The following is a 13646-nucleotide window of genomic DNA, read 5'->3' as shown; positions in this document are numbered from 1 at the left end:
CTTAGCCAACGACCAGATTGAGCAGTTTACCCGGTACGTAGATCGCTTTACGTACGGTAACGCCCTCAAGATATTTTGCGACCAGAGTTTCCTGGCCCGCGCGCTCGCGAACCTGTTCTTCGGTTGCATCGACCGCCACGGTAATTTTACCGCGGACTTTGCCGTTTACCTGGACCACAACCAGCGTCGTGTTTTCCACCATCGCTGATTCGTCTGCCACTGGCCACGGCGCGTTGTCGATATCGCCTTCGCCTTTCAGCTCCTGCCACAGAGTAAAGCTAACGTGCGGAGTGAACGGGTTCAGCATGCGAACAACGGCCAGTAGGGCTTCACGCATTAAGGCACGATCCTGCTCGCCGTCCTGCGGGGCCTTCGCCAGCTTGTTCATCAGTTCCATAATAGCCGCAATTGCGGTATTGAAGGTCTGACGACGACCAATATCATCGGTCACTTTCGCAATCGTTTTATGAACATCACGACGCAGCGCCTGCTGATCTTCAGTCAGTGCGGCGGCGTTCAGTGCCGGCGCATCGCCCAGTGCGGTGTGCTCGTACACCAGTTTCCAGACGCGTTTCAGGAAGCGGTTCGCGCCTTCCACGCCAGACTCCTGCCATTCCAGGGTCATGTCCGCCGGAGAGGCAAACATCATGAACAGACGCACGGTATCTGCACCGTAACGCTCAACCATCACCTGCGGATCGATGCCGTTGTTTTTCGACTTGGACATCTTGCTCATGCCGGTGTAGACCAGCTCATGACCTTCGGCGTCTTTCGCCTTAACGATACGGCCCTTCTCATCGCGCTCAACGATCGCATCAACCGGAGAAACCCAGTTACGCTCGCCGTTGGCACCGACGTAATAGAACGCATCTGCCAGCACCATGCCCTGACACAGCAGCTGTTTTGCCGGCTCGTCAGAGTTCACCATGCCCGCATCGCGCATCAGCTTATGGAAGAAGCGGAAGTAGAGCAGGTGCATGATGGCGTGTTCGATACCACCGATGTAGATGTCTACCGGCAGCCAGTAGTTTGCCGCATCGGAATCGAGCATACCGTCCTGATACTGCGGGCAGGTGTAGCGCGCATAGTACCAGGATGACTCCATAAAGGTGTCAAAGGTGTCGGTTTCACGCAGTGCAGGCTTGCCGTTGACGGTGGTTTTTGCCCACTCAGGATCGGCTTTGATCGGGCTGGTAATGCCGTCCATGACCACGTCTTCCGGCAGGATCACCGGGAGCTGATCTTCAGGCGTTGGCATCACGGTGCCATCTTCCAGCGTCACCATCGGGATTGGCGCACCCCAGTAACGCTGACGGGACACGCCCCAGTCGCGCAGACGGAAGTTAACTTTACGCTCACCCACGCCCAGAGAGGCCAGCTTGTCTGCGATGGCGTTGAAGCCCTCTTCGAAGCTCAGGCCGCTGAACTCGCCGGAGTTGAACAGGGTACCTTTTTCAGTCAGCGCGTGTTCAGACAGGTCTGGTTCTGAACCGTCTGCCGCCAGAATAACGGGCTTGATGGTCAGGCCATATTTGGTGGCAAATTCGTAGTCGCGCTGGTCGTGACCCGGGACAGCCATCACGGCGCCTGTGCCGTACTCCATCAGAACGAAGTTGGCGGCCCAGACAGGGATCGCTTCGCCAGTCAGTGGGTGAATGGCTTTAAAGCCGGTATCAACCCCTTTTTTCTCCATCGTCGCCATGTCGGCTTCGGCCACTTTGGTATTGCGGCACTCGTCGATGAAGGTAGCCAGCTCCGGATTGTTTTCCGCCGCTTTCTGCGCCAGCGGGTGACCAGCGGCCACGGCCAGGTAGGTCGCGCCCATGAAGGTGTCCGGACGGGTGGTGTAGACAGTCAGGGTCTGGTCGTAGTTCTTAACGTTGAAGGTAATTTCTACGCCTTCAGAACGGCCGATCCAGTTGCGCTGCATGGTCTTAACGGTATCAGGCCAGTGGTCCAGGTTATCCAGATCGTTCAGCAGCTCATCAGCGTAAGCGGTGATTTTGATAAACCACTGTGGGATCTCTTTACGCTCAACTTTGGTGTCGCAGCGCCAGCAGCAGCCGTCAATAACCTGTTCGTTCGCGAGAACGGTCTGGTCATTCGGACACCAGTTAACGGCAGAGGTCTTCTTATACACCAGGCCTTTTTTGTACAGCTCGGTGAAGAACTTCTGCTCCCAGCGATAGTATTCCGGAGTGCAGGTTGCCAGCTCGCGGCTCCAGTCATAGCCAAAGCCCAGCATTTTGAGCTGGTTTTTCATGTACGCGATGTTGTCGTACGTCCACGGCGCCGGTGCGGTGTTGTTTTTGACCGCCGCGCCTTCCGCAGGCAGACCAAACGCATCCCAACCGATAGGCTGCAGAACGTTTTTGCCCAGCATGCGCTGGTAACGTGCAATCACATCGCCGATGGTGTAGTTACGCACATGGCCCATGTGTAGTCGACCAGAAGGATAGGGAAGCATCGACAGGCAGTAATACTTCTCTTTGCTCTCGTCTTCGGTTACTTCAAAGGTGCGCTTCTCGTCCCAGTGTTGCTGGACTTTTGATTCTATCTCTTCCGGGCGGTATTGCTCTTGCATGGCAGCCAGTGGTCCTGTTTTCAATACAGCTACAAATGTAGCCAATGGATGTGGTAATTCAGATCCGCATAGCATAGCCCAAACGCCCGCGTCAAAACAGCCTTTCGCACAAATGCGCTTTGCAGGAATTTACCGGGTCTGTGCTTCACCTGACAAAGCGGCGATGAAATAAGGTCTATTATTAGAAATAGTTACTTACCCGGGAGGCAAAATGATGAACAAGGTTGCTCAATTTTACCGCGAACTGGTGGCGACACTGACGGAACGGCTGCGTAACGGCGAGAGAGATATCGACGCGCTGGTGGAACAAGCGCGTGCCCGCGTGACGCAAACGGGTGAGTTAACGCGAACCGAAGTGGAAGAGGTGACGCGCGCCGTGCGTCGCGATCTGGAGGAGTTCGCGCGCAGCTACCAGGAGAGTCAGGAGGAGGTCACGGACAGCGTTTTTATGCGGGTGATTAAAGAGAGCCTGTGGCAAGAGCTGGCCGATATCACGGATAAAACGCAGCTGGAGTGGCGCGAGGTCTTTCAGGATTTGAACCATCACGGTGTGTATCACAGCGGTGAGGTGGTCGGGTTGGGAAATCTGGTGTGCGAGAATTGCCACCACCATATTGCGGTGTATACGCCGGATGTTCTGCCGATGTGCCCGAAATGCGGCCACGATCAGTTCCAGCGTCGGCCGTTTGAGCCCTAGGTAAAAGCAAAACGGCAACGTGGTTGCCGTTTTTAGTGTCTGCTCCCTCTCCCTATGGGAGAGGGCCGGGGTGAGGGCATCAGGCCGCAGAATAGTAAGCCAGTCTCTCCGCCAGTAAATCCACAAACGCCTCCCGGTCAATGTCCACCATCACCGTGGTATTCGGTTTATTCCCCGTCAGCGAGTAATAATCCACCACCGTCATTCCCTGGGTGTATTTCCCCTGCGTCTCCACGCCAACCCATCTGTCCACCGTGGTAAACATCTCAGGCTTCAGCAGCCAGACAATCGTGCACGGGTCGTGCAGGGGCGCGCCGTGGAATCCCCATTTCTCGGCTTTGTGATACTCCATAAAGAAGTCGAGCAGTTCGGCCACGGTTGTCGCAACCGGATTGCCCACGGAGCGGAAACGCTCAATATCGTCTGCCATAATCTGCGCGCGGTGGGTAACGTCCAGTCCCGCCATCACAATCGGCAAGCCGGACTGGAAGACAATCTCGGCGGCTTCCGGGTCGACAAAGATGTTGAACTCCGCCGCAGGCGTCCAGTTACCGAGCCCCATGGCCCCGCCCATAATCACAATGCGGGTAATTTTATTATGCAGCTCGGGATGGCTGTTCAGCAGCAGCGCAACGTTGGTTTGCGGTCCGGTAGCCACCAGCGTTACCGGTTCTGCACTTTCACGCAGCACTTTTGCCATCAGCTCCACGGCGGTACAGTTTTGCGGCGTAAAGCCCGGCTCCGGCAGTGCCGGACCGTCCAGCCCGCTTTCGCCATGAACGTTGTCGGCAATAATCAGCTCGCGCATCAGCGGCTTCACGGCCCCGCCGGCGACAGGAATATCGGTGCGTTTGAGCAGCGTGAGCATGCGCAGCACGTTGCGCAGGGTTTTTTCAGGGGTCTGGTTTCCGGCGGACGAGGTGACGGCTTTCACGTTGAGTTCAGGGGAGGCAAGTGCAAGGACGAGCGCGATCGCGTCATCATGACCCGGATCGCAATCGAGAATAATAGGCTGTGCCATAGCGTTCTCCATACGTAGCGTTATTTTGTGACAAGGTTAACGCTGCAATGTGACGCCGACGAGAGGAAGTGAGTGAAAGCGTGAAGCAGTGCGCAATCCGCAGATTGCGCACCGGGAAGATTAGTGCAGGATTTTGGCGAGGAAGTCTTTGGCGCGGTCGGATTTCGGGTTAGCGAAGAACTCTTCTTTCGGTGAGTCTTCGACAATTTTCCCTTCGTCCATAAAGATCACGCGGTTGGCCACTTTACGGGCAAAGCCCATTTCGTGGGTTACCACCATCATGGTCATCCCTTCGTGCGCCAGCTCGACCATCACGTCCAGCACTTCGTTGATCATCTCAGGATCGAGCGCCGACGTAGGTTCATCAAACAGCATCGCCACCGGATCCATACACAGCGCGCGGGCGATCGCCACGCGCTGCTGTTGACCACCAGAAAGCTGTGCCGGGAACTTATCGGCATGCGCCGAGAGCCCAACGCGTTCCAGGAGCTTCAGGCCTTTCTCGCGCGACGCTTTTTTATCACGCTTAAGCACTTTTACCTGCGCCAGCGTCAGGTTCTCAATAATGGAGAGGTGAGGGAACAGCTCAAAATGCTGGAACACCATGCCAACGTGAGAGCGAAGCTGGGCGAGGTTGGTTTTCTTGTCGTTGACTTTGGTGCCGTTGACGACGATCTCACCCTGCTGCACCGGCTCCAGTCCGTTGACGGTTTTGATCAGCGTCGATTTACCGGAGCCGGACGGCCCGCACACCACCACTACGTCGCCTTTTTTGACTTCAGTGGAGCAGTCGGTCAGCACCTGAAAGTGCCCATACCATTTAGAAACATTTTTCAGGGAAATCATTATACCGTCCTTTTCTTCAGCCAGCTGACCAACAGCGACGCGCTTAAACTAATCACAAAATAGACCGCACCCGCAAAGAGCACCATCTCGACCTGCGTACCATCACGTTCACCGATGGTTGACGCGGTACGGAAGAAGTCTGCCAGACTCAGCACATAGACCAGTGAGGTATCCTGGAACAACACGATACCCTGGGTCAGCAGGAGCGGAACCATGGCGCGAAACGCCTGCGGCAGAATAATGAGCTGCATGGACTGCCAGTGCGTCATTCCCAGCGCCAGCGCGGCGCTGGATTGCCCGCGGGAGATACTCTGAATGCCCGCGCGGATAATCTCCGAGTAGTAAGCGGCCTCAAACATCGAGAACGCCACCATGGCGGAGATCAGACGGATATCGGTTTTTGGCGACAGCCCCAGCACGTTCTGCAGGAAGCCGGGTACAATCAGGTAAAACCACAGCAGCACCATCACCAGCGGTATGGAGCGGAACACGTTAACGTAGGCGGTCGCAAACCAGGCGAACGGCTTAAAGCTCGACAGGCGCATGACGGCCAGCAGGGTACCCCAGACGATACCAATGATGATGGCGATAACGGTGATTTTTAAGGTAATCACCAGGCCATCAAGCAGGTAAGGCATGGATGGAACGATAGAACTCCAGTCAAATTCGTACATTATTTGCCCCCCAGATTACCCGGCAGGCGGATTTTGCGTTCAACCAGGTTCATCACCAGCATGATGAAAGCGTTAATCAGAACATACGCGAGCGTGATCGCGGTGAAGGATTCCCACGCGTGGGCGGAGTAATCCAGCAGCTTGCCCGCCTGTGCGGCCATGTCGACCAGGCCGATAGTCGAGGCGATGGCCGAGTTTTTCACCAGGTTCATCATCTCAGAGGTCATCGGTGGAACGATAACGCGGTAGGCGTTAGGCAGCAGCACATAGCGGTAGGTTTGCGGCAGGGTCAGGCCCATCGCCAGGCCCGCATTTTTTTGTCCACGGGGTAATGACTGAATGGCGGCACGCACCTGCTCGCAAACGCGCGCAGCGGTAAACAGCCCCAGACACATCATGGAGGAGACAAAGAACTGTACGTTCGGATCCAGTTCCGACTTGAACCACATGCCAATATTTTCCGGCAGCAGTTCCGGGATGACCAGATACCAGGTAAAGAATTGCACGATCAGCGGAACGTTACGGAACAGTTCCACATACAGGGTGCCAAGTGTTGAAAGAAAACGGTTTGGGACGGTGCGCAGAATACCGAACAAAGAACCGACAAGAAACGCGATGATCCACGCCGTTATCGATAATGCCACGGTGACCTGAAAGCCGCTCCACAGCCAGCCAAGATAGGTGGTGTTGCCGAACGGGGCTTGTTGCAGGAATATGCCCCAGTTCCAGTCTATTGACATAATAAACTCCAGAAAAAAAAGGGTAGCAGCGCTACCCTCGAAGATTGGTGAGAAGCTCATTTTTCGCGCCGAGTGGGGAACGACCACTCAGCGTATAGTCTGTCCATGCTTCCCGACAATCGAGAGGGCAGGAGATCCCGCCCCTGTTGTTCTAATTAGTTAAGAGCCTTGTCATTTGGAGATTTGAACAGCGCTTTCATGTCTTCAGACAGTTCAAAATTCATGTTCAGGTTTTTTGGTGGAATCGGGTTCTTGAACCACTTGTCGAACCATTTTTCGGCTTCGCCGGAGGTCTGCACCTGAGCGATGGTGTCATCGATCAGCTTTTTGAACTGCGGATCGTCTTTACGCAGCATACAGCCGTAGGCTTCTTTAGACTGCGCGGTACCGACGATATCCCAGTTGTCTGGTTTTTTCGCTTTCGCACGTTCGCCCGCCAGCAGGGCGTCATCCATCATAAACGCGACGGCACGACCGCTTTCCAGGGTGCGGAAGGAGTCGCCATGGTCTTTCGCGCTGATGATGCGCATATCCATTTTCTTCTCGTCGTTCAGCTTGTGCAGCAGCACTTCTGAAGTGGTACCGGAGGTGACAACAACCGCTTTGCCTTTCAGGTCAGCGAAGTCTTTGACCTCACCGCCTTTCTTCGTCAGCAGACGGGTGCCCACGACAAAGATGGTGTCAGAGAAGGCAGCCTGTTTTTGACGCTCGAGGTTGTTGGTGGTGGAACCACACTCGAAGTCAAAGGTGCCGTTTTGCAGCAGTGGAATACGGTTCTGTGAAGTGATTGGGATCAGCTTCACCTGCAGGTCAGGTTTGTTCAGCTTTTTCTTCACAGCTTCAACGATGGCGTTGGAGTAATCCTGTGAATAGCCCACGACTTTTTGCGTGTTGTCGTAGTAAGAGAACGGGACAGAAGATTCACGGTGGCCGACCACGATGACGCCGTTTTTGGCAATCTTGTCGAGAGTGCTGCCTGCTGCCGGCGCATCTTCAGCGTGAACCACGCCTGCAGACATTCCCATAACCAGCATTGCTGTGGCCAGTTTACGTAATTGCATACCCAACTCCTTTTTTATCAGCGCCAGAGACGCTTTGATACCCATTGTGATGTTGTTATATCTCGCGCAATGCGAGTGCAGTGTTATGCAAGCTTGTTAACATTTAGTCTGGCTTAATGTAAAGATTTTGCTGCGTTATTGTTTATTTTTGCGAAGCGCGCCGCACCATTCAGAGGCAAATATCTCCCGTTGCACCGTTTCGGTGCTACCGATGATCTACGCTGGTGCGACAAAGTTGCACGTTAAGCCAAACTGCGTTTACCTGAATAAACAAAGCAATAGGCGTGCCAGAATGGGCGTCTGGAGGGAATTGTCGGGTGGCGGCTACGTCTCACCCGACCTACGGGAACGGAAATGTTGAATGTAGGCCGGGTAAGGCGTAGCCGCCACCCGGCAGGAAGAGGTGAGATTATCGACGACGCTGACGCAGGCTCATCAGCACTGCGCCAAAGCCGAACAGCACGGTCAGTATCCACAGCGGCCAGTTGCCGGTGCGCGCGTATGGCGTCAGCCCCGTAGTTGGCGTGACTTTAGTGGTCAGTACCTCACGGGTAAACTGCGGGATCATCGCCTGAATTTCACCCTGTGGACCAATCACGGCGGTGATGCCGTTGTTGGTGCTGCGCAGCAGCGGACGCGCCAGCTCCAGGGAGCGCATACGTGCCATCTGGAAGTGCTGCCACGGGCCGATTGACTTACCAAACCAGGCATCGTTGGAGATGGTCAGCAGATAGTCAGTATCCGGGCGGAAGTTATCGCGTACCTGCTCGCCGAGAATGATTTCGTAGCAGATGGCCGCCGTCAGGGCAAAGCCGTGCGCGTGCAGCTGAGGCTGAACATACGGGCCGCGGCTGAAAGAGGACATCGGCAGGTCAAAGAACGGGGCCAGCGGGCGCAGAATCGACTCCAGCGGAACAAACTCACCAAACGGCACCAGGTGGTTCTTGTTATATCGGTCAGTGGAGTGGTAGCTGTACTCGCTATCCTTCCCGAGCGTAATGATGCTGTTGTAGGTGTCGTAGCGGTTCTGCTGATTCAGACGCGCATCGACAATCCCGGTGATCAGCGTGCTGCCGCGCGCCAGCAGGAGGTCGTTCATCATGTTGAGGAACGGCTGCTGGTTAATTTCCAGATCGGGGATTGCAGACTCCGGCCAGATAATCAGCTGCGATTTGCCCATTACCTCTTCGGTAGCGTTGGCGTAGATCTTCAGCGTATTCAGCAGCTCTTTCTCATCCCACTTCATGGACTGCGGGATATTCCCCTGCACCATGGAAACCTGCATGGCGCGATCGGGCTCAGGCGTGAACCACTGGATATAGCGCAGCGGGAAGGGCAGGGCGAACAGCACCAGCGCCACGGCCAGCGGTTTCCAGCAGCGCTGGACCAGCGCCAGGACCAGCAGGCCGCTCACCACCATCAACAGGAAGTTGATGGCTTCAACACCCATTACCGGCGCCAGGCCTTTCAGCGGGCCGTCAATCTGGCTGTAGCCGAACTGCAGCCATGGGAAGCCCGTCAGCACCCAGCCGCGCAGGAACTCGGTGAGTTGCCAGACCACCGGCGCGGCAATAGCCACGCGCAGCCAGGTGGTTTTTGGCCACAGGCGAGAAAGGATGCCGGCGAACAGACCGGTATAGAGCGAGAGATACGCGGCGAGCAATACCACCAGGAAGACGTTTACCGGGCCAGGCATACCGCCAAACTGGGCGATGCTGACATAGACCCAGTTGATGCCTGAGCCAAATAGCCCCAGCCCCCAGAAGTAACCGATGGCAGCGGCCTGTACCGGACGACGATTCAGGGTCAGGCCCTGAAGCCCCATCAGGGAGAGAATAGCCGCGGGCCAGATGTCGTAAGGAGAAAAAGCCAGCGTACCGCTGGCTCCAAGTAACAGCGCCAGCAGCAAACGGACGCGCTGGCGTTCAAGCAGTGGGGCAAATGCCATTTACATTAATCTTCCAGTTTTGGCACCGGTGAGTCGTCCGGCGTTCTGACGTGAACCTGTATAATACGTCGGCTGTCGGCCATTGCCACTTTGAACTGGTAACCGTCGATGTCAACGGTCTCACCGCGCGCCGGGAGGTGGCCAAAGGCCTGCATCACCAGCCCGCCAATGGTATCGACCTCTTCATCGCTGAAGTGGGTACCGAAGGCGTCGTTGAAGTCCTCAATCGAGGCCAGCGCACGCACGGTCCAGGTGTGGCGGCTAAGCTGACGGAAGTCGATATCTTCTTCTTCGTCGTACTCGTCTTCGATTTCGCCCACGATCAGCTCAAGAATATCCTCGATCGTGACCAGACCGGAAACGCCACCAAACTCATCAATAACAATCGCCATGTGGTAACGCTGAGAGCGAAACTCTTTCAGCATCCGATCCACACGTTTACTTTCCGGCACAACCACGGCCTGGCGTAACACTTTTTCCATGCTGAAGGCTTCGGCATCGCTGCGCATAAACGGCAGCAGATCTTTCGCCATCAAAATCCCTTCGATGTGATCTTTGTCTTCGCTGATGACCGGGAAACGCGAGTGGGCGGATTCGATGATCACATCGAGGCACTCGTCCAGCGTCTGGTTACGTTTCAGGGTGATCATCTGCGAGCGGGGGATCATGATATCGCGAACGCGCTGGTCGGCGATGTCCATAACCCCTTCGAGCATTTCGCGCGTATCTTCGTCGATAAGGTCGTTCTGCCCGGAATCACGAATCAGCTCCAGCAGTTCATCACGGTTTTTGGGTTCGCCGTGGAAAAGCTGGTTCAGAATGAGGGAGAAAAATCCCTTTTTACTGGTTGTCGTGTCGCTACTGTGTGAATTGTCGTCGCTCATGGCGTTTGTTAAGGGTTCTCTTGTTAGTTCAACGTTTACCGCCACGCGATGTCCTTTCGTGGCGGCATGTGAGTCAGTCAGGTGACGGACTATTCTTTCTCGGCAATGTACGGATCCTCATAGCCCAGAGCAAGCATTATCTCTGTCTCGAGGGACTCCATCTCTTCCGCTTCGTCATCTTCAATGTGATCGTAGCCGAGCAGGTGCAGGCTGCCGTGTACCACCATATGCGCCCAGTGGGCCTCAAGCGGCTTTTGCTGCTCTTTGGCCTCCTGCTCAACCACCTGACGGCAGATGATCAGATCGCCCAGCAGCGGCATCTCAATGCCCGGTGGGGCTTCGAACGGGAAAGAGAGCACGTTGGTCGGCTTATCTTTCCCACGATAGGTCAGGTTAAGCTCATGGCTTTCCGCTTCATCCACCAGGCGAATCGTCACTTCTGATTCTTCCTGAAACTGAGGAATAACGGCATCCAGCCATTTCTGAAACTGTGCCTCATCTGGCATGCCGGAATTGTCTTCACAGGCCAGCTGTAAATCGAGGATCACCTGACTCATTTCTGTTCTTGCTCCTGCGCTTCGCGCTTACGTTCTGCGGCCAGTTCGGCCTTACGCTTCTGATCCGCCTCTTCCCAGGCTTCATAGGCGTTAACGATACGCGCGACCACCGGGTGGCGTACCACGTCTTCACTGTGGAAGAAGTTAAAGCTGATTTCGTCGACTTCGGCCAGCACTTCGATGGCGTGGCGCAGGCCGGATTTGGTGCTGCGCGGCAGGTCGATCTGGGTGACGTCACCGGTAATGACCGCCTTCGAGTTAAAACCGATACGCGTCAGGAACATTTTCATCTGTTCGATGGTGGTGTTCTGGCTCTCATCGAGAATGATGAACGCATCGTTCAACGTACGACCGCGCATGTAGGCGAGCGGGGCAACTTCGATAACGTTACGCTCAATGAGCTTCTCGACCTTCTCAAAGCCCAGCATTTCGAACAGCGCATCGTATAAAGGACGCAGATACGGGTCGACCTTCTGGCTCAGGTCGCCCGGCAGAAAGCCCAGTTTTTCACCCGCCTCAACGGCCGGACGGGTCAGCAGAATTCGACGGATATCCTGGCGTTCCAGCGCATCTACCGCAGCGGCAACGGCGAGATAGGTTTTACCCGTCCCCGCAGGCCCCACCCCGAAGGTGATGTCGTGGTCAAGAATATTGGCGATGTACTGCGCCTGATTTGGCGTACGCGGCTTAATGACGCCACGTTTGGTCTTGATGTTAATGGCCTTGCCGTAGTCCGGTACGCTTTCCGCGCTCTGTTCAAGCACGCGCGCCTCTTTAATGGCGAGGTGGATCTGTTCCGGCTCAATATCCTGCGTTTCGCCGCGCATTGGGGCGGTATCAACATACAGGCTACGCAGAATATCCGCAGCGGCGTTGACGCAGATAGGGCGTCCGGTAAGTTTGAAATGATTATCGCGACGATTGATTTCGATACCCAGACGTCGCTCCAGTTGTTTGATATTGTCATCAAACGGCCCGCACAGGCTCAGCAGGCGAGCGTTGTCTGCTGGCTCAAGGCTAATTTCACGCGTATCTATGTTCAAACTGTTCCTCTTTAATTGGTTAACCGATCCGTTGCGATAGGGCGTAATAAAACGGTCATTACCGAAATTATTCACGCCACAGAATAAAGGCGCAAGCGTTGCGGAAGATATTGGGGACGATGAGAGGAAATACAAGGCCTGCCGGAAGGGCAGGCCTTGGGGATTAAGGCTGGTAAATCCCAACGCCAGAATCGTTTTCTTTGCGGGTGCGAGAGATCACGGATTCCGGTGACTCGGCAATACGCAGGCCCATTTCATCCTCGGTGCGTACCAGCTTCGCGCGCAGCGAGTTGGTCAGCACGTCGACAATTTCGACGTCCACGAATTTGCCAATCATGTCCGGGGTGCCTTCAAAGTTCACCACGCGGTTGTTTTCGGTACGACCGGAGAGTTCCATAATGCTCTTGCGCGAGGTACCTTCCACCAGAATACGCTGGACGGTGCCGAGCATACGGCGGCTCCACGCGTTGGCCTGCTGGTTAATACGCTCCTGCAGAATATACAGACGCTGCTTTTTCTCTTCTTCCGGCACATCGTCAACCATATCGGCCGCTGGTGTTCCAGGACGCGCAGAGAAGATGAAGCTGTAGCTGACGTCAAAATTCACTTCACCGATGAGCTTCATGGTGCGCTCGAAATCATCAGCGGTTTCGCCAGGGAAGCCGACGATAAAATCGGAGCTGATCTGGATATCCGGACGCGCTTCACGCAGCTTACGAATGGTGGATTTGTACTCCAGCACCGTATGTGGGCGGCCCATCAGGTTCAGCACGCGGTCAGAGCCACACTGAATCGGCAGGTGCAGGAAGCTCACCAGCTCTGGCGTATCGCGATACACGTCGATGATGTCGTCGGTAAACTCCATCGGATGGCTGGTGGTAAAGCGAATACGGTCAATGCCGTCAATCGCGGCCACCAGACGCAGCAGCTCGGCAAAGCTGCCGGTGGTGCCGTCGTAGTTTTCTCCGCGCCAGGCGTTAACGTTCTGGCCCAGCAGGTTCACTTCGCGAACGCCCTGCGCGGCAAGCTGCGCGATTTCAAACAGAATATCGTCTGCCGGACGGCTGACTTCTTCACCGCGGGTGTAAGGCACCACGCAGTAAGTGCAGTATTTGTTGCAGCCTTCCATGATGGAGACGAAGGCGGTTGGGCCATCGGCGCGCGGCTCCGGCAGACGGTCAAACTTTTCGATTTCCGGGAAGCTGACGTCAACGACCGGACTGCGGTTGCCGCGAACCTGATTAATCATCTCTGGCAGGCGGTGCAGGGTCTGAGGGCCAAAGACAATATCCACATACGGGGCTCTCTGGCGGATCAGCTTGCCTTCCTGCGACGCGACGCAGCCACCCACGCCGATGATCAGGTCCGGATTTTTTCGTTTGAGAAGCTTCCAGCGGCCTAACACGTGAAAGACTTTTTCCTGCGCTTTTTCACGAATCGAACAGGTGTTCAGCAGCAGCACGTCCGCTTCTTTCACATTTTCTGTCAGCTGGTATCCGTGGGTTGAATCCAGCAGATCGGCCATCTTGGATGAATCGTATTCGTTCATCTGACAGCCCCAGGTTTTTATATGGAGTTTTTTAGTCATCGA

At 55.3% G+C, this 13646-nt stretch carries 12 protein-coding genes; 1 reads left to right on the top strand and 11 read right to left on the bottom strand.

Annotated features, from left to right (window positions below; translation table 11 throughout):
- Position 1 precedes the first annotated feature (1 nt).
- Positions 2 to 2584: a leucine--tRNA ligase gene (gene leuS, locus V4835_RS17520; RefSeq protein WP_331413013.1), complete on the bottom strand. Its 2583-nt coding sequence runs from the start codon at positions 2582 to 2584 to the stop codon at positions 2 to 4.
- Positions 2585 to 2798: 214 nt separating this feature from the next.
- On the opposite strand from leuS, the gene V4835_RS17515 reads away from it, so the two are divergent.
- Positions 2799 to 3281 carry a zinc ribbon-containing protein gene (locus tag V4835_RS17515; RefSeq protein ID WP_029740138.1) on the top strand — a complete coding sequence of 161 codons (483 nt, stop codon included), beginning with the start codon at positions 2799 to 2801 and terminating at the stop codon, positions 3279 to 3281.
- 79 nt (positions 3282 to 3360) lie between these two features.
- Here the strand turns inward: V4835_RS17515 and rihA are convergent, their stop codons facing one another.
- The 10 genes from rihA to miaB all read right to left on the bottom strand — a co-directional run bounded on the left by rihA (position 3361) and on the right by miaB (position 13643).
- On the bottom strand, positions 3361 to 4302 hold the full coding sequence (gene rihA, locus V4835_RS17510; protein WP_331413012.1) for a pyrimidine-specific ribonucleoside hydrolase RihA: 942 nt from the start codon (positions 4300 to 4302) through the stop codon (positions 3361 to 3363).
- Between the two features lie 120 nt (positions 4303 to 4422).
- Positions 4423 to 5148, bottom strand: coding sequence for an amino acid ABC transporter ATP-binding protein (locus V4835_RS17505; RefSeq protein ID WP_010428605.1), 726 nt, complete (start codon positions 5146 to 5148; stop codon positions 4423 to 4425).
- Positions 5148 to 5822 (bottom strand): glutamate/aspartate ABC transporter permease GltK, encoded by a 675-nt coding sequence (gene gltK / locus V4835_RS17500; RefSeq protein WP_023334900.1) that lies wholly within the window; start codon positions 5820 to 5822, stop codon positions 5148 to 5150. The genes V4835_RS17505 and gltK overlap by 1 nt, the downstream gene beginning before the upstream one ends.
- Positions 5822 to 6562: an amino acid ABC transporter permease gene (locus tag V4835_RS17495; protein WP_023310756.1), complete on the bottom strand. Its 741-nt coding sequence runs from the start codon at positions 6560 to 6562 to the stop codon at positions 5822 to 5824. The genes gltK and V4835_RS17495 overlap by 1 nt, the downstream gene beginning before the upstream one ends.
- Before the next feature lie 155 nt (positions 6563 to 6717).
- Complete coding sequence (locus tag V4835_RS17490) at positions 6718 to 7623, bottom strand: amino acid ABC transporter substrate-binding protein (RefSeq protein ID WP_063143178.1); 906 nt, start codon at positions 7621 to 7623, stop codon at positions 6718 to 6720.
- Positions 7624 to 8032: 409 nt separating this feature from the next.
- Positions 8033 to 9571: an apolipoprotein N-acyltransferase gene (gene lnt / locus V4835_RS17485; RefSeq protein WP_331413011.1), complete on the bottom strand. Its 1539-nt coding sequence runs from the start codon at positions 9569 to 9571 to the stop codon at positions 8033 to 8035.
- A gap of 5 nt (positions 9572 to 9576) precedes the next feature.
- Positions 9577 to 10455 (bottom strand): CNNM family magnesium/cobalt transport protein CorC, encoded by an 879-nt coding sequence (gene corC / locus V4835_RS17480; RefSeq protein WP_021242574.1) that lies wholly within the window; start codon positions 10453 to 10455, stop codon positions 9577 to 9579.
- 89 nt (positions 10456 to 10544) lie between these two features.
- Positions 10545 to 11012 (bottom strand): rRNA maturation RNase YbeY, encoded by a 468-nt coding sequence (gene ybeY, locus V4835_RS17475; RefSeq protein WP_008501052.1) that lies wholly within the window; start codon positions 11010 to 11012, stop codon positions 10545 to 10547.
- Positions 11009 to 12055 (bottom strand): PhoH family protein, encoded by a 1047-nt coding sequence (locus V4835_RS17470; protein WP_029740142.1) that lies wholly within the window; start codon positions 12053 to 12055, stop codon positions 11009 to 11011. The genes ybeY and V4835_RS17470 overlap by 4 nt, the downstream gene beginning before the upstream one ends.
- Positions 12056 to 12218: 163 nt before the next feature.
- Positions 12219 to 13643, bottom strand: a complete 1425-nt coding sequence (gene miaB, locus V4835_RS17465) for a tRNA (N6-isopentenyl adenosine(37)-C2)-methylthiotransferase MiaB (RefSeq protein ID WP_148242850.1) — start codon at positions 13641 to 13643, stop codon at positions 12219 to 12221.
- Positions 13644 to 13646: the final 3 nt, after the last annotated feature.

The organism is Enterobacter cloacae complex sp. CARB60 (assembly GCF_036487345.1).
Lineage (GTDB): Bacteria > Pseudomonadota > Gammaproteobacteria > Enterobacterales > Enterobacteriaceae > Enterobacter > Enterobacter asburiae_D.
The sequence above is the reverse complement of the archived record's forward strand: the minus strand, read 5'-3'. Positions and strand labels throughout refer to the sequence as shown.

Excerpts from the sequence above, each read along its gene's own strand:
- leuS (WP_331413013.1), bottom strand. The coding sequence starts at position 2,584 with ATGCAAGAGCAATACCGCCCGGAAGAGATAGAATCAAAAGTCCAGCAA.
- V4835_RS17515 (WP_029740138.1), top strand. The coding sequence starts at position 2,799 with ATGAACAAGGTTGCTCAATTTTACCGCGAACTGGTGGCGACACTGACG.
- rihA (WP_331413012.1), bottom strand. The coding sequence starts at position 4,302 with ATGGCACAGCCTATTATTCTCGATTGCGATCCGGGTCATGATGACGCG.
- V4835_RS17505 (WP_010428605.1), bottom strand. The coding sequence starts at position 5,148 with ATGATTTCCCTGAAAAATGTTTCTAAATGGTATGGGCACTTTCAGGTG.
- gltK (WP_023334900.1), bottom strand. The coding sequence starts at position 5,822 with ATGTACGAATTTGACTGGAGTTCTATCGTTCCATCCATGCCTTACCTG.
- V4835_RS17495 (WP_023310756.1), bottom strand. The coding sequence starts at position 6,562 with ATGTCAATAGACTGGAACTGGGGCATATTCCTGCAACAAGCCCCGTTC.
- V4835_RS17490 (WP_063143178.1), bottom strand. The coding sequence starts at position 7,623 with ATGCAATTACGTAAACTGGCCACAGCAATGCTGGTTATGGGAATGTCT.
- lnt (WP_331413011.1), bottom strand. The coding sequence starts at position 9,571 with ATGGCATTTGCCCCACTGCTTGAACGCCAGCGCGTCCGTTTGCTGCTG.
- corC (WP_021242574.1), bottom strand. The coding sequence starts at position 10,455 with ATGAGCGACGACAATTCACACAGTAGCGACACGACAACCAGTAAAAAG.
- ybeY (WP_008501052.1), bottom strand. The coding sequence starts at position 11,012 with ATGAGTCAGGTGATCCTCGATTTACAGCTGGCCTGTGAAGACAATTCC.
- miaB (WP_148242850.1), bottom strand. The coding sequence starts at position 13,643 with ATGACTAAAAAACTCCATATAAAAACCTGGGGCTGTCAGATGAACGAA.